Source organism: Auraticoccus monumenti, from assembly GCF_900101785.1.
Taxonomy (GTDB): Bacteria; Actinomycetota; Actinomycetes; order Propionibacteriales; family Propionibacteriaceae; genus Auraticoccus; species Auraticoccus monumenti.
On the sequence record NZ_LT629688.1, the window covers coordinates 3,700,674 to 3,719,405 of the forward strand.

The 18,732-nt window shown below is 71.1% G+C and carries 17 protein-coding genes and 1 tRNA gene; 13 read left to right on the forward strand and 5 right to left on the reverse strand.

Annotated features, from left to right (window positions below; all coding sequences use genetic code 11):
* Positions 1-175: 175 nt before the first annotated feature.
* The 7 genes from BLT52_RS17125 (at position 176) to BLT52_RS21745 (ending at position 7,873) form a co-directional block, all read left to right on the forward strand.
* Complete coding sequence (locus BLT52_RS17125; RefSeq protein WP_090595221.1) at positions 176-1,192, forward strand: LacI family DNA-binding transcriptional regulator; 1,017 nt, start codon at positions 176-178, stop codon at positions 1,190-1,192.
* A gap of 75 nt (positions 1,193-1,267) precedes the next feature.
* Positions 1,268-2,596: an ABC transporter substrate-binding protein gene (locus BLT52_RS17130; RefSeq protein WP_090595222.1), complete on the forward strand. Its 1,329-nt coding sequence runs from the start codon at positions 1,268-1,270 to the stop codon at positions 2,594-2,596.
* Position 2,597: 1 nt separating this feature from the next.
* Complete coding sequence (locus tag BLT52_RS17135; RefSeq protein ID WP_090595224.1) at positions 2,598-3,536, forward strand: carbohydrate ABC transporter permease; 939 nt, start codon at positions 2,598-2,600, stop codon at positions 3,534-3,536.
* Positions 3,536-4,447, forward strand: coding sequence for a carbohydrate ABC transporter permease (locus tag BLT52_RS17140; protein ID WP_090595225.1), 912 nt, complete (start codon positions 3,536-3,538; stop codon positions 4,445-4,447). The genes BLT52_RS17135 and BLT52_RS17140 overlap by 1 nt, the downstream gene beginning before the upstream one ends.
* Before the next feature lie 66 nt (positions 4,448-4,513).
* Positions 4,514-6,184: an FAD-dependent oxidoreductase gene (locus BLT52_RS17145; RefSeq protein ID WP_090595227.1), complete on the forward strand. Its 1,671-nt coding sequence runs from the start codon at positions 4,514-4,516 to the stop codon at positions 6,182-6,184.
* Between the two features lie 469 nt (positions 6,185-6,653).
* Positions 6,654-7,145 carry a hypothetical protein gene (locus BLT52_RS17150; protein WP_090595229.1) on the forward strand — a complete coding sequence of 164 codons (492 nt, stop codon included), beginning with the start codon at positions 6,654-6,656 and terminating at the stop codon, positions 7,143-7,145.
* A gap of 65 nt (positions 7,146-7,210) precedes the next feature.
* Entirely contained in the window at positions 7,211-7,873 is a 663-nt protein-coding gene (locus BLT52_RS21745; protein ID WP_090595230.1) for a maleylpyruvate isomerase N-terminal domain-containing protein, read from the forward strand.
* Between the two features lie 111 nt (positions 7,874-7,984).
* Here the strand turns inward: BLT52_RS21745 and BLT52_RS17160 are convergent.
* Positions 7,985-8,070: transfer RNA gene (locus tag BLT52_RS17160), tRNA-Leu, on the reverse strand.
* Between the two features lie 81 nt (positions 8,071-8,151).
* Complete coding sequence (locus tag BLT52_RS17165) at positions 8,152-9,318, reverse strand: cystathionine gamma-synthase (protein ID WP_090595232.1); 1,167 nt, start codon at positions 9,316-9,318, stop codon at positions 8,152-8,154.
* A gap of 219 nt (positions 9,319-9,537) precedes the next feature.
* Here BLT52_RS17165 and BLT52_RS17170 point away from each other — a divergent pair, with 219 nt between their 5' ends.
* Both BLT52_RS17170 and BLT52_RS17175 read left to right on the forward strand, forming a co-directional pair.
* A complete protein-coding gene (locus tag BLT52_RS17170; protein ID WP_090595233.1) occupies positions 9,538-11,493 on the forward strand; it encodes an N-acetylmuramoyl-L-alanine amidase in 1,956 nt (651 codons plus the stop codon).
* Between the two features lie 79 nt (positions 11,494-11,572).
* Positions 11,573-11,860: a GNAT family N-acetyltransferase gene (locus BLT52_RS17175; RefSeq protein ID WP_090595235.1), complete on the forward strand. Its 288-nt coding sequence runs from the start codon at positions 11,573-11,575 to the stop codon at positions 11,858-11,860.
* A 118-nt stretch (positions 11,861-11,978) separates the two neighbouring features.
* Here the strand turns inward: BLT52_RS17175 and BLT52_RS17180 are convergent, their stop codons facing one another.
* The 3 genes from BLT52_RS17180 to BLT52_RS17190 form a co-directional block, all read right to left on the reverse strand.
* Positions 11,979-12,596, reverse strand: coding sequence for a hypothetical protein (locus tag BLT52_RS17180; RefSeq protein ID WP_090595236.1), 618 nt, complete (start codon positions 12,594-12,596; stop codon positions 11,979-11,981).
* A 10-nt stretch (positions 12,597-12,606) separates the two neighbouring features.
* Complete coding sequence (locus BLT52_RS17185) at positions 12,607-13,419, reverse strand: DNA-processing protein DprA (protein ID WP_172804073.1); 813 nt, start codon at positions 13,417-13,419, stop codon at positions 12,607-12,609.
* Between the two features lie 306 nt (positions 13,420-13,725).
* On the reverse strand, positions 13,726-13,851 hold the full coding sequence (locus BLT52_RS17190) for a magnesium chelatase subunit ChlI family protein (protein WP_090595239.1): 126 nt from the start codon (positions 13,849-13,851) through the stop codon (positions 13,726-13,728).
* Positions 13,852-14,413: 562 nt separating this feature from the next.
* On the opposite strand from BLT52_RS17190, the gene BLT52_RS17195 reads away from it, so the two are divergent.
* The 4 genes from BLT52_RS17195 (at position 14,414) to BLT52_RS20945 (ending at position 18,138) form a co-directional block, all read left to right on the forward strand.
* Complete coding sequence (locus tag BLT52_RS17195; RefSeq protein WP_090595240.1) at positions 14,414-15,292, forward strand: phage major capsid protein; 879 nt, start codon at positions 14,414-14,416, stop codon at positions 15,290-15,292.
* 227 nt (positions 15,293-15,519) lie between these two features.
* The gene (locus BLT52_RS17200; protein ID WP_157677193.1) at positions 15,520-16,020 is read left to right on the forward strand and encodes a hypothetical protein; all 501 of its coding nucleotides are present in this window, start codon (positions 15,520-15,522) and stop codon (positions 16,018-16,020) included.
* A 144-nt stretch (positions 16,021-16,164) separates the two neighbouring features.
* A complete protein-coding gene (locus BLT52_RS17205) occupies positions 16,165-17,061 on the forward strand; it encodes a toll/interleukin-1 receptor domain-containing protein (RefSeq protein ID WP_090595243.1) in 897 nt (298 codons plus the stop codon).
* A gap of 510 nt (positions 17,062-17,571) precedes the next feature.
* Positions 17,572-18,138 (forward strand): hypothetical protein, encoded by a 567-nt coding sequence (locus BLT52_RS20945; RefSeq protein WP_157677194.1) that lies wholly within the window; start codon positions 17,572-17,574, stop codon positions 18,136-18,138.
* The last annotated feature ends 594 nt before the right edge of the window (positions 18,139-18,732 follow it).

An 18,732-nucleotide genomic window follows, 5' to 3' on the forward strand; every position in this document is an offset into this window, starting at 1 on the left:
TCCCACGCTGACCCCTGAACGGCTGTATGTCGTCCAGGCGACGGCCGGCGCGTCGCGGCGTGTACCGCCGATGCGAGGCGACGGCGTACGGGTTTCCAGGGCGGGACCCTTGACACGTCCCGGAGCGGCCTCTACTTTTTCGTATTAGTCGCAGCCACGAGGAGGTGACGGACGGATGCGACGACCCAGTCAGCGCGACATCGCGCAGCGTGCCGGCGTCTCCCAGACCGCCGTCTCCCTGGTGCTCAACGGCAAGACCGACAGCATCTCGACCACCACCCAGGAGCGCATCCGGCGGGCGATGACCGAGCTCAGCTACGTCCCGGACCCGGCCGCACGCTCCCTGCGCGGGGGGCGCAACGACCTGATCGGCGTGCACACCTACGAGCCGGTCTTCCCGGTCGGGCCCGACGACTACTTCCACGACTTCCTGGTGGGGATCGAGCAGCGGGCCGTGGAGCTGGCGCGCGACCTGGTCCTCTTCGCCTCCACCCAGCGCCCCGACGGACGTCGGAGCATCTACGGGGGCGGGACGAACCGGCTCCGGCTGGCCGACGGCACGGTGGTCTTCGGCCTGGAGCGCGACGACGACGAGCTCCGCCGGCTGACCGCCGAGCGGTACCCGTTCGTGGTGCTGGGCCGACGCGACTCCCTCCCCGAGGTGGCCTCGGTCGGCGTCGACTACGCGCCGGCGGTCACCGCCTCGCTGACCCGGCTGGTCGAGGCCGGGCACCGCCGCATCGGCTACCTGCGCGGCCGCCAGGACCAGACCCCCCAGCGCGACCGCCGGGACGCCGCCCGCACCGCCGAGACCGGGCTGGGCATCACGCTGGCCTGGTACGAGCGGGAGGACACCACCGCCGAGACCGGCCCCCGGTACTGGGTGGCCGAGGGCCTCACCGCGGTCGTGGTGGAGGCCACCGAGGACGCCCCCTACGTCGAGCGGCTCGCCCGCGAGGCCGGGGTGCAGATCCCGACCGACCTGTCCGCCGTGTGCCTGGACGCGGTGCCCGCCGCCTCCGAGGCGGCGCACTGGAGCCAGCTGAGCATCCCCAAGCGGGCGGTGGGAGCCCGCGCCCTCACCGTGCTGACCGAGATCCTCGACGGCCGGCTGCCCGCCGACCACCGCGAGCTGCACCCCTGCGACGACGGGATCAGTCCCGCCACCGTCGCCGCCCCCAGGACCGCCTGACCCCTTCGCTCTCCTCCGCACGCCCTGACGCACGTCCGGTAATACGAATCATCCGATCCGAACAAGGGAGTTCCGATGCACCCACGTCGTCGAGCCAGCCGCACAGCGGCCCTGGCTCTCGTCGCCCTGACCCTCACCACGGCCGGCTGCGGCCTCGGTGGCCCCCCGCCGGCCGCGGAGGGTGAGCAGGGCGGCAGCAACCAGCTGACCGTCTGGTTCCCCGGCACCAACGCCTCCGAGATCGAGCTGGTCACCGAGACGATCGTCCCCCGGTTCGAGGCCGAGACCGGGGCCGAGGTGGAGGTGACGTTCCTGGACTGGCCCGACATGTCGACCAAGCTCAACGCCGCCTTCGCCGCCGGCACCGCACCCGACGTCTTCGGTCACGGCCCGGCCGCCGTCGCGGACTTCGTGGCCAACGACCGGCTGACCGACCTCGGTCCGTTCCTGGACCAGCTCGAGCTGGCCGACCGCGAGGACATGGCCGCCGCGCTCCCCGGCGGGCAGGTCGACGGCACCCAGTACCTGCTGCCGCTGTCCCTGCAGGGCAGCCTGCTGGCCTACGACGCCGACGCGTTCACCGAGGCCGGGCTGGACCCGGACCAGCCCCCGGCCACCTGGCAGGAGGCCCGCGAGCTGGCCGGGCAGCTCACCGAGCGCGACGGCGGCGAGATCACCCGCTCCGGCCTGCTGCTGCCCAGCCACCCGATCGGGCTGCAGCAGAGCTTCGCCACCCTGCTGTACGCCGCCGGGGGCACCCAGGTCAGCGAGGACGGCAGCTCGGCCACCTTCGCCTCATCCGAGGGCGCGGAGGTGCTCGACTTCATCACCGGCACCTACACCGGGGATGACGCCGTGGCCACCGGACTGGGAATGGACTACAGCGCCGTCCCGCCGGCCCAGCAGCCGCTGGTCACCGGGGACGCGGCGATGATGGTCGCCACCGCCCCGCAGCTGGCGCAGATGAAGAAGGCCGACCCCGACGCCGACCTGCGGGTGGCCCCGGCGATGAGCTTCGACGGCAGCACCGACCCGGCGGCCTTCGGCGGGGCCGGGCCCGGTCTGATGATCAACGCCGACAGTCCCGAGCAGGAGCTGGCCTGGCAGCTGCTGGAGTACCTGATCTCCCCCGAGGTCGGGGTGGAGTACACCGAGGGCATCGGGGCAATCCCGGTCCGCGCCTCGGCCACCGGGTCGGACTACGTCCAGGGCTCGGACACCCTGCAGACCTACCTCGACTCGGCGCCGGCGATGGTGCCCAACCCGAACGTGGCCGGCTGGGTGCAGGTGCGCGACACCATGGCCCAGTACCTGGAGCAGGCCACCAACGAGAAGCTTCCGGCCGACGAGGCCCTCAGCCAGGCCGCCGCCGAGGTGGACGGCATCCTGCAGAAGGCCGGCTGAGATGACCACCCTGCAGCAGACGACGCCCCCGGCGGTCCTCCCCGCCGGGGGCGGCCAGCCGGCACCGCGCCGACGCCGGATGGCCACCACGTCCTGGATCGGGGTGCTGTTCGTCCTCCCCGCGACCCTGTACGTGCTGGTCTACCAGCTGGTCCCGGTGCTCTACGGCCTGCTCCTGAGCCTCACCGAGTACAGCCCGCTGAGCCGCTCCGGGCCACGCTTCGTCGGGCTCAGCAACTACGCCGCGCTGCTCGACGACCGGGGTTTCGCCCAGGCCCTGCTGGTGACCGGGCAGTACGTGCTGCTGGTGCTCCCGCCCACGGTGGTGGTGGCGCTGGTGCTGGCGATGCTGGCCGACCGGCCCTTCCGGGGCGTCGGGTTCTTCCGCTCCGCGCTCTACGTGCCCCACATCGTCTCGCTGACCACGGTCGCGGTGGTGTGGCTGTGGATCTACTCTCCCAACGGCCTGGTCAACGAGGCCCTGACCGGGCTCGGCCTGGGCCCGCAGTCGTGGCTGCTGGACGAGGACGCCGCGATGCCGGCGGTGGCGGCGATGCGGGTGTGGAAGGCGCTGGGCAGCAACATGGTGCTGCTGCTCGCCGGGCTGCAGTCGATCCCCCGGGAGCTGTACGAGGCGGCCAGCACCGACGGCGCCTCGCCGTGGCAGCGCTTCCGCCACATCACCCTGCCCGGGCTGCGCCCGATCCTCACCTACGTGGTGGCGATGGACATCATCTTCCTGGCCCAGGGCTTCGCCGAGCTGTTCATCCTGACCGGTGGCGGCCCGCTGGGTCGCACCACCACCGTCAACTACCTCATCTACACCGAGGCGTTCCAGTACAACAGCTTCGGCTCGGCCTCGGCGATGGCCTTCGTGCTGTTCGCGTTCATCGCAGCCTTCTCCTTCGTGTCCATCCGCGGCATCGCCGGGAGGCGCTGATGACCACCTCGACCCTGGTCGCGCCCGCACCGGCGCACCGCCCGACCTCGCGACGCACCCGGCGCGCCACCTGGGCCACCCGGCTGGGTCTGGTGGCGGTGACCCTGCTGGTGCTGGTGCCGTTCGCCTGGATGGTCAGCATCTCCTTCACCCCCGAGCAGCAGGCCTTCTCCTCCGCCGCCCTGGTCCCGTCCGACCCGACCCTGACCAACTACGTGGACGCGTTCACCGACGCGAACCTGGGTCGGGCGATGGCCAACTCGTTCGTGGTCACCGTCGTCCCGGTGCTCACCAACTGTCTGGCCGCGGTGGCGGCGGGGTACGCCTTCGCCCTGCTGCCGTTCCGGGGCAGCACCGCGCTGTTCTACCTGCTGCTGTCGACCGCGGCCATCCCCGGCTCGGTGACGCTGATCCCGCTGTTCCTGATGGCCAAGGGCTTCCCGCTGGCCGGGGGCAACGACCTCGGCGGTTACGGCGGCACCGGCCTGCTGGACAGCCTGCCCGGGCTGATGCTGCCGCACCTGGTGATGACCATGAACATCTTCCTGGCCCGGCAGTACTTCAGCACCGCCAACCGCGACCTCGCCGAGGCGGCCCGCGTCGACGGCGCCGGGGAGTGGCGGATCTTCACCGCGATCTACCTGCCGCTCTCGCGCCCGATCGTGGCGGTGATCGCCATCTTCACCTTCACCGGCGTCTGGGACGACTTCCTGTGGCCGCTGGTGATCACCCAGTCCCCGCAGGTGCAGACGGTGCAGCTGGCCCTGGCCCAGTTCCTGGCCACCGGGACGGTCCGCTACGGGACCATGATGGCCGGCGCCGTGCTGGCCACCCTCCCCGTGCTGATCGTCTTCCTGCTGAACCAGCGCCACTTCGTCTCCGGCCTGACCGAGGGCTCCGTCAAAGGCTGAACCCCACCCATCCCCCCACCCGGGGCAGGGCCCTGCCCACCCCGAGCACCGCATCGAGAGGAACCCATGTCCACACCCGCCCCAGCCGCCCCCACCGAGCTCTCCGCCGACCTCGTCGTCGTCGGCGGCGGCCTGGGTGGCGTCGCCGCCGCCCTCACCGCCGCCCGTCTCGGTCGCCGCGTGATCCTGACCGAGCGCTCCCCCTGGCTCGGCGGCCAGCTGACCACCCAGGGCGTCCCGCCGGACGAGCACGCCTGGATCGAGGGGCCCGCCGCCTCGCCGAGCTACACCGAGCTCCGCGAGGGGATCCGCAACCACTACCGCCGGCTGCACCCGCTGACCGGTGAGGCCGCCGCCGACGAGCACCTCAACCCCGGGGCGGGTTTCGTCTCCCGGCTGTGCGCCGAGCCGCGGGTGGCCGCGCTGGTGCTGGAGGAGATGATGTCCCCGCTGCTCTCCTCCGGACGGCTGCAGTGGCTCCGCGAGCACGAGCCGATGGCCGCCACCCGCGAGGGTGACCGGGTCACCTCGGTGACGGTGCGCAGCGTCCGGACCGGGACCGAGACCCGGCTGGTGGCCCCGCTGGTGGCCGACGCCACCGAGCTCGGCGACCTGCTGCCGCTGGCCGGCGTGGAGCACGTGCTGGGCGCCGAGGCGGCCGCGGAGTTCGGCGAGCTGCACGCCCCCGACGCGGCCGACCCGCTGGACCAGCAGGCCATCTCCTGGTGCTGCGCGCTGGAGTGGGCCCCCGGGGCCGACCACACGATCCCCCGCCCGGAGCGCTACCACCACTTCGCCACCCAGGTCGCGCCGTTCTGGCCCGGCCCGCAGCTCTCCTTCGACGACGTCGAGCCCATCTCGCTGGAGCGGCGGACCCGACCGGTCTTCGCCGGCCACCCCGACGAGGCGGCGGAGAGCACCGCCAAGGACCTGTGGCACTACCGCCGGATCCTGGCGCGGAAGAACCTGCGCGAGGGGTTCCCCGGCGGTGAGGTCACGCTGGTGAACTGGCCGCAGATCGACTACTGGGACGCCCCGCTGCTGGGGGTGTCGGAGCAGGAGGCGGCCGCCGCCCTCGAGGACGCCCGCCAGCTCACGCTGTCCTTCGTGCACTGGCTGCAGACCGAGGCCCCCCGCAGCGAGGGCGGCCACGGCTACCCCGAGCTGCGGCTGCGCGGGGACGTCCTGGGTACCGCCGACGGGCTGGCCCTCGAGCCCTACATCCGCGAGTCGCGTCGGATCAAGGCGCTGTTCACGGTGCACGAGGGCCACATCGGCAAGGAGATGCGGGGCGAGGACGTCGGCTCGGAGCTGTTCGAGGACTCCGTCGGCACCGGCTACTACCGGATCGACCTGCACCCCTCGACGTCGGGGCGCAGCTACGTCGACATCGACTGCTTCCCCTTCCAGATCCCCCTCGGCGCGCTGATCCCGGCCGACACGGTCAACCTGCTGGCGGCCAACAAGAACATCGGCACCACCCACATCACCAACGGCGCCTACCGGCTCCACCCGGTGGAGTGGTCCATCGGCGAGGCCGTCGGGGCGCTGGTGGCGTTGTGTCAGGACCGCGGCGCCACCCCGGCCGAGGTGCACGCCGACCCCGCCCTGCGCGCCGAGCTGCAGCGCCTGCTGGCCGAGGACCTCGGCGTGCAGCTGCGCTGGGAGGAGTCCATCCGGCGCAACCTGCCCGAGCTGGACGCCCCGATCGCCGCGGTGGGGGCGCACTCGGGCTGAGCCCGGGGTCCCCCGGCACCCGCTGGAACGACGGGGCTGGCGGTCCGCCGCACTCGCGGCGCGACCGACACCTCCGAGGTTGGGCCGAGCTGAGGTGGCTGGCACCGTCGCGACCCTGGTCCGCGTCTCGGCCCGCCCGGGGCACCCAGCACTCGCCCGAGCCGAGGTCGGGGTGCAAGGGGCCGGAGCCGTCTGCGCAGGGACGGGTTCCGCGCGCCGTCGACCACGGGCCCCTGCGTCGGGGCCCACCTGCACAACTGGTCACCCAGCACGATGGTCTCCCCGTCACAGCCACGCCGTCGGGCTGGGTGACCGGTTCTGCCAGGGCCAGGCCGCCTCAGCCACCGGGCCGAGCTCGGTCGGGGTCGGGGCACGCCGAGGGTCGGTGTGCCCGTGAGTTGGCGGGGTACGACGCTGGAGCGGGTGGACCCGCTGGGGCACCGACCGGGTAGCGAGCAGGAGGACACGGATGAGCACACGAGCCGGGAGGATCGCCGCGGCGGCGGGCCGTGGGGCGCTGGCCGGGCTGGTCGGGGCCGGGGTGATGTCGGTGGGTGAGAAGGTCGAGCAGCGGGTGACCGCCCGCCCGGACTCCTACGTCCCGGCCCGCACGCTGCTGACCCTGCTGGGCCGCCCGACCGGCGACGGGGAGCGTCCGACGGCGTGGAACCACGTCATGCACTTCGCCACCGGGGCCACCCTGGGTGCGCTGCGCGGCGTCTGGTCGGTCACCGGGATCCGCGGCACCTCCGCCAACGCCTGGCACACCGTGGTGCGGCTGGCTTTCGACCAGACGCTGGAGAACGGCACCGGCGCCGGGGCCCCGCCGGCGAGCTGGCCCCGCCAGGAGCTCGCGGTCGACCTGCTGCACAAGACGGTCTTCTCCGTGGTGACCGGGGTGGTGGTCGACCGGCTGGTGCCGCCGATGCTGGTGTCGGGTCGAGGGCGCACCAGCCACTGACCGGGCCGCAGCCGAGCGACGGGCCGGCGGGCGAGACCGTCAGAGGTCGGCGCTAGCCTGCCGGCATGTCCCTCACCATCGACCTCGACACCGCACGCCAGGCCTGCGTGGAGTCGGTGCACGGCTTCGTGGCCGGCGTCGACCGGCTCTCCGAGCACGACCTGCTCGGACCGTCACGCTGCCACGGCTGGCAGCGCCTCGACGTGGTGGTGCACGTGCTCGCCGGCTGGCAGGAGATGCTCGGCGGGATGGTGGCGCGGGTGGACGACGCCCCCGACGTCGACGCCGCCTCCTATTGGCCCTCCTTCGCCGAGGCCTACGGCGGCGGCGACCCCGTGGCGGAGCTGATGGCCCAGCGTCGGCGCAGCCTGGTCTTCACCCGACCCGACGACGCGCGCGAGCAGCTCCGTGACGTCGCCGCGTCGCTGCTCCGCGGCGTGGGCGTGATGCCCGACCAGCCGGTCCGCTGGCAGCGCTGGGTGTTCGGAGCCGGTGACTTCCTGGCCGTCTGGGCCGTCGAGCACGCGGTCCACCACCTCGACCTGGCCACCGGCGACCAGCCGCCTGCGACCGCCCTCGAGCTGGCCCGCCGGACGCTGGAGGCCCTGCTCGGTCAGCCGCTGCCGACCACCCTGGACGACGAGGAGGCGGTGCTGGTGGGGACGGGCCGGAGCCCGGTCCCGCCGGAGCTGGAGGGCCTGGCCGACCGGTTCCCGCTGCTGGGCTGAGCCTGAGGCGTTAGCCGTCGGAGCGGGGTCGTCAGGTCCGGAGACGCGGAGAGCCCCGACCCTGTGCGGGTCGGGGCTCTTCGTGCGCCCTGTGTCAGCGGCTCCAACGTGTGTCCGAGAGAGGACTTGAACCTCCACGCCCTATAACGGGCACTAGCACCTCAAGCTAGCGCGTCTACCTATTCCGCCACCCGGACGAGTGGACTGCCCGGCAAGCCGGACAGCGATGAACTATAGCAAGTCCTGGCCGATGACGCGCACCGGCGCGGCGCCGCGGGTCAGTGGGTGCTCAGCGCCCGGTCCAGGTCGGCCTGCAGGTCCTCCACGTCCTCGATGCCGACCGAGAGCCGCAGCATGTCGTCGGGGACGGCGCGCGGCGTGCCCTTGACCGAGGCGTGGGTCATCTCGCCGGGGTGCACCACCAGCGACTCGACCCCACCCAGGGACTCCGCCAGCAGGAACACCTCGGTGGCCTCGGCCACGGCCAGCGCGGACCCCCGCCCGCCGCGGAGCTGGAAGGAGACGACGCCACCGAAGGCCGACATCTGCCGCGCCGCCACCTCGTGCCCGGGGTGGTCGGGCAGACCCGGATAGTGCACCGCGGAGACGGCCGGGTGGCCCACCAGCCACTCGGCCAGGACCTGGGCGTTGGCGCAGTGGCGGTCCATCCGGACCGCCAGGGTCTTCAGCCCGCGGATGGTGAGCCAGGCGTCCATCGGGCCGGAGACGGCGCCGGCGGCGTTCTGCAGGAACCCGATCCGCTGGGCCAGCTCGTCGTCGTCGACCACCACCACCCCGGTGACCGAGTCCGAGTGCCCGGCCAGGTACTTGGTGGCCGAGTGCACGACCACGTGCGCGCCCAGCGACAGCGGCCGCTGGAGGTAGGGGGAGGCGAAGGTGTTGTCCACCACGAGCACCGCGCCGTGACGACGGCAGACCTCGGCGCAGGCGGCCAGGTCGACCACCTGCAGGAAGGGGTTGGACGGTGTCTCCACCCACACCAGGACGCCCTCGCCGAGGTCGGCCAGGTGGGCGTCCAGGGTGGCGGGGTCCCCCAGCTCGGTGCTGGAGGTGCTGATCCCCCACGGACCCCACACCTGCTCCAGCAGCCGGAAGGTGCCGCCGTAGGCGTCGGAGCCGGTGACCACGTGGCCGCCGGGACGCAGCGCGGCGCGCAGCACCAGGTCCTCCGCGGCCAGCCCGGAGGCCACCGAGAAGGCGTGCCGGCCGCCCTCGAGACCGGCCACCTGGCGCTGCAGCAGGTCGCGGGTGGGGTTGGCGCAGCGGGCGTACTCGTAGCCGTTGCGGGGCTGGGCCACGGCGTCCTGCAGGAAGGTGGAGGTCTGGAAGACCGGGGGTGCGATGGCGCCGGTCAGCGGGTCCGGGTCGATCCCCAGGTGGATGGCGCGGGTGCTGAACCCGGTCTCGTCGCGCTGCTCGGTCACCCGGGCACGCTAACCCGGCGACACCGCCGCGACCCGTCTCTCCCGGAAGCCGAGACCGCGACCGCGCGACGTCCGGACGTGCCTCGGCGGGCAGTGGGCAGCGCCCAACCGTGGAGTGTGGGTTCAGGGTGCACGTGACATGACCAGCGATCCGACGTTAACTACACGCGACTGCGCGGCGCCGACCCCCGACGGCACCGCCACGACCGAGAGGCCGTCATGGACTCCCCCACCACCCACCCCCGCGCGCTCCTGCGCCGCAGCACCGCCCTCGGCGCCGCCGCCCTCCTGCTGGGCGGGCTCGCCGCCGTGCACACCCTCCCCGCCCAGGCCGAGGTGGACACCCCGGTCACCGAGGTCAGCCTCGAGGCCCCCGGCACGGGCGGCCGCTCCCAGCAGCGGACCACCGAGCGCTCGCAGACCCAGCAGCAGACCGAGCAGGTCGGCGAGGTCGTCCTCGCCGAACTGCCCCAGCAGGAGGTCGAGGAGTTCTCCACCCTCGGCGTGACCTGGGACGCCGCCAGCGAGGGCCCCGCCCCCACCGTGCAGTTCCGCACCCGCACCGACGGCGACTGGACCGGGTGGGCCACGGCCGAGGACGCCGCCCAGGACGCGGTCGAGGAGGAGGGCGAGGGCCGCACCGGCACCGACCCCGTCTACGTCGGCCCCTCCGACGCCGTCCAGGTCCGCCTCACCGGCACCTCCGGCAGCCGGCTGGTGGAGCCCCGGCTGGCGCTGGTCGAGGCCGAGGAGACCTCCGCGGACAGCCGGCTGATCACCACCGCAGCGGCCGCCGCCGCCCCGGGGATGGCCCCGCGACCCGCCTACGTCAGCCGCAAGGGCTGGGGCGCGGACGAGAGCAAGAAGGAGTGCGAGACCTACACCGGTGACACCATCCAGGGCGCGATCGTGCACCACACCGCCGGGATCAACAGCTACACCAAGGCGCAGTCGGCGAGCATCGTCCGCGGCATCTACGCCTACCACACCCAGACCCTGGGCTGGTGCGACATCGGCTACAACTTCCTGATCGACAAGTACGGCCAGGTCTTCGAGGGCCGCTCCGGCGGCGTGGACAAGCCGGTCCACGGCGCCCACGCCACCAGCTGGAACACCGACACCGTCGGTATCTCCTTCATGGGCAACTACGAGACCGCCGCCGCACCCAGCGTGATGCTGGAGGCCGGCGCCAAGGTGCTCGCCTGGAAGTTCGACGCCTACTACCGCGACCCGCTCAGCAAGGTCACGCTGGCCGGGAAGTACATCAACCGGATCAGCGGGCACGGCGACGTGATGTCGACCGCCTGCCCCGGCACGAACGTCCGCTCGAAGATGACCTGGCTGCGCGAGCGGGTCAACACCCTCGTGGGTTCGCGCACCACTCCGAACTTCACCCGCTGGCAGGCCCTCGGCGGGGGCAAGGGCGACCTCGGCGAGCCCTACCTCGGTGAGCGGGTGGTGGCCGACGGGCGCGTCACCGAGTTCGCCGAGCACCAGCTCTACTCGGCTGGCACGAGGTCCTACCTGGCCACCGGGGCCATCGGTGACACCTACCGCACGCTCGGCGGGCCCACCAGCGCGATCGGTTTCCCGGTCAGCGACGAGTACGCCTACCCCCGCACCGGGTACCGGGCCAACCGCTTCGAGGACGGGGCCATCATCTGGAGCGGCAGCACCGGCGCGCACCTGGTGCGGGCCGGCTTCTGGCACACCTACCGCGACAACGACACCTACCGCTCGTTCCTCGGCGGCCCGACCGGCCCGGAGACCAGGCACAGCACGCTGGGGGTCTCGGTGCAGGACTTCCAGGGCGGCCGGCTCTTCTGGAACGGAGGCACCAAGGTGCTGCGGGGCGGGGTCGCCACCCACTACAAGAAGCTGAGCGCCACCGCCCAGGCCTCGCGCGGCATCCCGACCGGGCTGGAGACCGTCTCGGCCAGCAAGGGCGTGGCCAAGCAGACCCTGACCAAGTCCACGATGTTCTGGGTCGGCGGCAAGGTCGTGGAGACCTACGGCGGCATCAACACCGCCTACGTGGGTGTGGGCGCCGAGGCGTCGCGGCTGGGCCTCCCGGTCAGCACCGAGAAGTCGGCCTCCGACGGCACCCGCTACAGCGACTTCGAGGGCGGGCGCATCACCTGGCGCTCCGGCAAGGCGGTCGTCAGCTACAAGTGAGCTCCCCGGAACCGGGGCCCTGCCGCACCACGGCAGGGCCCCGGTGCCGTTCCCGGGAGGCGGCTGGGACCATGTCCCCATGAGCCTGACCTTCGAGCACGACAGCAGCGGCCACCAGTTCCGGGCCCTCGACGAGGCCAGCGAGGTGGGCCGGGTCGAGTACGACCTGGACGGCACCGTAGCCACCGTCACCCACACCTGGACCGACCCGACGCACCGCGGTGAGGGCATCGCCGGGAAGCTGACCACGGTGGTGCTGGACGAGGTGCGCACCCGCGGCTGGACCGTGGTGCCCCAGTGCCCCTACACCGCCCGCTTCCTCGCCGACCACGCCGAGTACCAGGACCTGCTCTACCCCGCCGGCTGATCCAGGAACGGAGCGCGCGGCCCGGACGCTCATAGCCCCGTGCGCGAGCCGCCGGACGCCACCCACGTGGTTGCGCGCACGGGTGGACCGGACCGAGCGCGCCGAGCAGGCGGACGGCTCAGGAGCGGGTGACCCGCAGCGGCGGGAGCCCTTCCCGACGCAGCGCCGTCTCGGCCAGCGACGCGATGACCTGGCGGTCCCCCGCCCGCCAGGCAGCCACCGGGTCGTCGCTGATCTTCGCCAGCTGGTCCAGCGGCATGGTGGCCATCGCCCGCAGCGCGAACAGGTCCAGGTCTGCCGGGGAGTCCACGAAGCGTCGCGCCGCCCGGCTGCGGGCGGCGAACCGGAGCCGTCGCGGGAGCCAGAGCGCCACCAGGATCGCCACCGGCAGCACGAACACCAGCACCCCCGTCAGGTCGCCGAGCTGCTCGATCAGGACGGCCTGGCCACGAGCGGTCCCGGCCAGCCCACCCAGCTGCTCGGCTGCGGCGTCGAAGGGGCTGCGGAGGTCCCCGCCCACACCGGGCACCTGGCCGGCGGTCTGCGCCGCGCCCCGGAAGGACTCCTGCAGCTGCGTCGCCGTGGCCGCGGCCTCCCGGGCAGGACCGGCCAGGGCGCTCACCACCTGGTCGACGAAGCGGGCGACGAGCCACCACACCACCGCCCACACCACCACGAAGGCGTCGGCGCTGACCTGGCGGACGAGCTGCCAGGACGGACGGGCGTACCAGCTCATGTCCTGCAGTCTAGGGACGCACCAACCGCCACTCCCCCTGCGAGGTCAGCTGCACCTGGCCCTCCTCCTCCAACCAGGCCAGCGCGGCCAGGCACTCGGGCAGCTCCCGACCGGCCCGCAGCGAGATGTCCCCGACCGTCAGCGAGCCCCGGGCCGGCAGCGCCTCACGCACCGCGACCGCCGCCTCGTCCCAGTCGTCCATCAACCGGCGCTGACCGTGGGCCCGCTCGGTTCGGGTGGCCTCCAGCGGGCCGAGCAGCCCGAGCACGTCGGCGGCGCCGGTGACCAGCGCCGCCTCCGCCCCGGCGATGAGCCGGTGCGGTGTGACGGACTGGGCCGAGTGCACCGGGCCGGGCACCGCTCCCAGCACCCGTCCGCACCGCAGCGCCCAGCTGGCGGTGTTGCGGGCTCCCGAGCGCGCGGTGGCCTCCACCACCACGCACACCTGCGCCAGCGCGGCGATCAGCCGGTTGCGCCCCAGGAACCTCACCTTGGTGGGGTGCTCACCGGGTGGGTGCTCCGAGACCAGGACCCCACGGCGGGCGACCTCGTCCAGCAGGGCGCTGTTGCCACGGGGGTAGGCCACGTCCACGCCGCTGGCCAGCACGGCGACAGTGGCCCCTGCCGAGGCCGCCAGGGCACCCCGGTGCGCCGCCGCGTCGATCCCGTACGCCCCACCGGAGACCACCCCCACGCCCTGGGTGGCGAGGTCCGCGGCCAGGTCGGTGCGACCCCCTGGCCGTAGCTGGTCGCCGCCCGCGATCCCACCACGGCCACCGACCGACCCACCGCCTCGGCCAGCGGCACCGGACCGCGCAGCCACAACCCGATCGGGAGCCCGCCCCGGTCGACCACCGGTTCTGCGCAGGTGAGGACCTCCAGCCCGTCGGGCCACTCGGTGTCACCGGGCAGCACGAAGCGGGCGCCCGTCGCCTCCGTGGCCGCCTGCACGCGGTCCAGCCGCAGTGCGGCCACCCGACGCGCCCAGACCGGGGAGTCGGTCCTGGTCCGGACGCCCTCCCACACCTCGGCCCCGCCCCGCTCGTGCACCAGCGCGGTGACGTCGGAGTCACGGGCTCGCACACGCAGGCGAGCGCCATCCGGGCCGTCCGCTCGTCCAGCCCACCCATCACGCCACCAGCCCCTCGGCGGGCTCGCCGCGGCGCATGGCCAGCGCGGTGAGCAGGTGCGCCCGGCTGGGCCGGTCGGCCCCGGCCAGGTCGGCCAGCGTCCAGCTGACCCGCAGGGTACGCACCTATCTACCTTTAGTTCCACCCTTGTAATTCGCGGCCCCGTCGCGCATAGTATTTAACGGACCCAATCTGAGCGCCATGAGTCGCCTCCCTGTCCCGTCGATGTAATCGCCTCGACGTCGGTGCAGTCCAGCGCGGGGAGCCCGCCATGACCTTGACCCTTTACAGCCTTCTGGTAGTAGCCATCTTCTGCTCTGCCCGACTCGCCCTCGCCTTCATGGCTCTTCGCGGGGTGCCGCCACGGCACCGCGCAGAAGTCCTCGAAGGTCTTGCTAAATGCTTCCGTTGGTGGAGGCGCTAGGCGCAAGTAGCCGCTGCTGGCGCGGGTCACATCTCTGCTGATTCGCCTGCTCTTGGCTGCAGGGCAGCCGGTCCCCCACCACACCTCCTCCCGGGTCACTGTCAGGGGGACGGCCTCCCGCCGCACCCGCCCCCGAGGGGCACGCACCACGCACCACCCGCCCCCGAGGGGCACCCCGCAGCGGCCCGTGGCCCGCGAGGACACACCACGTCACTCGCGCGCCACCCACCCATCTCGGCGCGCCAACCCCGAGAGCAGAAATCATGGCCATGAACACCGAGACCGGCTCCGCCCTCCTGCGGCCCGAGCAGGTCCACGACCTCATCATCAAGCCGCTCCAGCAGGAGTCGGCCGCCCTCCAGACCGCCACCGTCGTAGTCACCGACAGCAAGGACATCCGGATCCCCATCTGGAACGCCGACCCGTCCGCCGCGTGGGTGCAGGAGGGCCAGCAGATCCCGATGTCGGACGCCGACGTCGATGAGCTCGTGGTCATCCCCAGCAAGTTGGCCGGACTCAGCAAGATCAGCCGCGAAGTGGCTGAGGACTCCAGCCCCGAGGCGTCGGAGCAGGTCGGGCTCGGCCTGCGAGGCGACCTCCAGGTGAAGCTCGACGCCGCCTACTTCGGCAACCTCGCCGCTCCCGCCTCCGAGGGCCTCGGCAGCCTGACCGACGAGGTCACCACCGTCACCGGCGCGTTCACCAACCTCGACATGTTCGCCGAGGCCGCCGCCGGTGTCGAGGCGCTCGGCACGACCGTCGACACCTGGGTGGCGCGCCCCACACCGCCCTGGCCCTCGGTCGGCTCAAGAAGGCCGACGGATCCAACGAGCCGCTGCTCGCCCTCGACCCCACCCAGCCCAGCCCAGCCCAGCCGGATCATCGAGGGGCGGCCGCTGCGCGTCACCGCCGCCGTCGCCCCCGGCCTCGTCTGGGCCATCCTCCGCGCCCGCGTCCACGTCGTGACCCGCCGCGACGCCGAGGTGACCGTCGACCGGTCGTGGTTCTTCACGTCGGACTCGGTCGCGGTCCGCGCCACCATGCGGGTCGGGTTCGGGTTCGCCCACCCCGAGGCCGTCGCCCTGGTCACCCCAGGCCAGGGCCTGAGCAGCCGAATGAGGGCTGGCCCACTCCTCAGGTAGCCAGCCCCCATCCCCGCTCCTATAGAAGGAGAGGTCGACGTGACCCCCGCTACCCCACCTGCTCCGGCCTCCGCCTGTACGGGTGGACGTTCGAGCACCACGCCGGCTGCCCCACCTGGCAGGCCGAGGACACCACCCAAGCCGCCGACGCCGAACGGATGGCCACCTCCCCCGGACGGACGGTCACCCGATCCGCCACCCCCGCAGAGATCCTCCTGGTGAGGGCCATGGGAAAGGAGATCGGGGATCAGGTCACCACCACCGTCCGCCCAGCTCGCGAGGTCGCCACCGCACCATCGGCGACCACGACCCGGAGACGTCGTGAACTACCGCGTCCGACCGTAGCGCAAGCGCGCGAACAAGGGCCGCGACTCGTCCGTGTCCGGCCCCAGGCCGCCGCTCTCAAGGCCAGCGACGACGGTCAGTTCTGCTGGATCTGCGGCGCCGAAATCGACCGCACGCTGCCCACCCGGATGAGCAACGACCCGGCCTACTGGACCGTCGACCACAACCCGCCACTGGCCGATGGCGGCAGTCTGTTCACCGGCATGAAGCCCGCGCATAAGGGCTGTAACTCCTCCGAGGGCGGGAAGCTCGGGCACGCCTGGATGCTCGCCGCGAGGGGACAGACGGCCCCACCGGCGACCTCGCAGCCCCGCACCGCCTACCGGCTACCCCAGGACGCGCACGACCTCGACGACGGCTGGGAGCGCAGCCGCGCCTGGTGACCCAAGGGGGTGACCCCCAGACACACTGTGACGACATGCCCCGGCGACTGGGCGCTCACTCTCCCAGATCTCCGAAATCATGTGACTAGGTCACAACTCGGTCTCAGCGCCCCATCAGGTCTGCATGGGCCCTAGGCTCGCCTCGTGGCTCCCGGCGACTACCCCAAATCCGTATTCATCAGTTGGTCAGGCGAGCCCTCCCGTAGGGTCGCGCGGGCACTACACGAGGCTATCCACCTTGTGTTCGACCGTATAGATCCTTGGATGTCCGACAGGGATATCGCGGCGGGATCTAGGGGTGCTGAGGAGATTCACAACGGCCTAAACGGTGCCGTGGCAGGTGTGCTCATTGTGACGCCTGAGAACCAGGACCGCCCCTGGCTGAATTACGAGGCCGGGGCACTTGGGCGGCAAGTTACGGACGTGGATACACGGGTGGTTCCGGTTCTAGTCGGGTTTACCTCAGCGGCTGACCTGCGCGGCCCCTTGGCCACTTACCAGGCCGTTAAGGGAGACCGGAGTGGGTTTCTCCGCGTGTTTACATTGCTGTGCCTACTCGGCGGCATCGGTGAGGGTCGCGCTGAAGTCAAACTTGATGCTGCGTGGGCCGTCTTGGAGGCTGCTCTCGGGGACGCGGAGGCGACGCTTGCGGAAACAACAGAACCAGCGCCCCAGGAGCGCGACGAAGATACCCGCAAGACGGACGAAATGCTCCTACTCCTGCGCGGGATCTCCCATCGAGTTGATCGCTTGGAGCGCCGTGGCGTACCGGCCGAATCTGCGTCCGCCAACCTAGAACGGGCGGTAAGCAGGCAACTGGATGCGGACGCCGAGAGGGCTCGCCTCCGGGACAGCATCGCCCTGACTGAAGACTTGATTAACGGCATACAGAACAATCTTGAAATCGACCACAATCTTTCCGCGGCCGAACGTGCACGGCAAGAGCGCGCCGCGGCTAATATGATGACTGCCCTCGATCTTGATAAGAGGCGTCTGAATGAATTGAGCCATGGGCGACGCCGTGTTGCCGACCGACCCTGATCCCGCAGGTCGGTCGGCAAGACCGGGTTAGCCCTTGAGCGCGCCCTGCCAGGTGGACTCCGCCTCTGGCGCCAAGCCCACCGCACCGATGCCGATGTCCATCGCGGTGGCCGACTCGTACGGGGACAGGTACGGCCGCTTCGGTCATCCCATCGGCGGGGAGGTGGAGTCCGAGTTCGTAACGATAATCGTGCGCGATCACCTCAGCGCGGAGGAGCCCAAGGGCCCTCGACGTCCTCCCGTCCGAGGTCTCCGACCTGTAAGGGCGCGAGCAACCTCGTTACCCTGCAGATCGGCGACAACGGCGAGAAGCGGACGGTGATCGTCACCCTGACCGACTTCCGCAAGCTCATCGCGGACGACGTGGTCAAGAACGCCCGTAGCACCCGCGGGCGGCGTCCCGGCTACTCCCCGAAGTCCTGACGACCCCCCACAGCCCCCATCCAGTACCGTTCGCGGTGACAGGGGTGGGCTTTCAACGTCCCGAGCGTTAGCCATAGGAGGCTACAGGTGAAGTTGCTTGCTGCGATAGTGAAGTACACCCTGTCGACCGCCCTGCTTCGCACTCTACCCATCAGCCGTCAAGAGAACGTTTTACCCCAGCCTGTAGATGTATCTCCGATCGTGGAAGCTATCCACCGCGATGGTGCACAAACACGGCTACGGTTACTCAAACTCGAGGTCAGTCTCACTGGCAAAACAGAGTTCCCGCCGCGCAGTTGGCGGAATTTCCTCTCCGCTGTCATGTCACAACTCATCGCTGGGCTACTCACCGCAGCTATCATCGGCACTGTTGTATACGCCGTAGCGATCGATCGCGCAGATCCGCGGTTCCTCGAACTGGCAGTGCAAGGCTGGACGGTTGTCATCATCCTTCTAGTGACGTTCGGGACTCTATTGTTGGTGGTGAAGATCCTGTTCTCGGTGCTGTCCGTGACCGAGACCCCGACCAGGCGCAGCCTTGCCGCCTTATTGAGCGTCACAGTTGCGTTATGGGCACTTTCCATATGGCAAGCCCCACGACTTATACCGTTCGTCTCAAGAGTCGTACGTGTACTAATCACGGGACAACCATAGGCCCAGCGTCCCTACTACTTTAGGGACTGAACTAGTACGAGGCCTCACAAGCTACTTTCTCGTCTCGGGGCCTGCCGCAGCGCTTCAGCTAAGCCCGCCATTGACATCATCACCAAGCACCTCAAGTCTGTTCGTTCTACGGCCATGGCGGGAGGCTTCTCATGCGATACACCGAACCGGTCTCGGTCGATCTGGTGGTCACCAGTCCCGCGTCGCTCGATGAGTGTGCACACGCCCTCAACGGCGAGGCGTCCGAGGTCACACCCTCAAGCTAGCGATCGACACCGAGCCGGTGTTCGCCCTACGTCTCGCCCACGCGTACCACGACGCCAACACGCTAGAGGGGTTCGCGGTGTTCCCTGACGGCGTCGACCGACGAGTAACGCTCTCCCAAGGTTCCCACAACGTCATTCTGCATTACATGGAGCGACCTCGCCCTGATCCCACCTGCCGCCCTGAACTCTGAGCCGCGCCGTGCGATTTAGTGACAAGACTTAGGAGGAAGCATGATCAAGGTGCTCTCATCCCCTACGACAGCAAAGCGGCGCTCAGCGTCCAGGAGCTCGACGGCACACTGCACAGCTACCAGCAGAT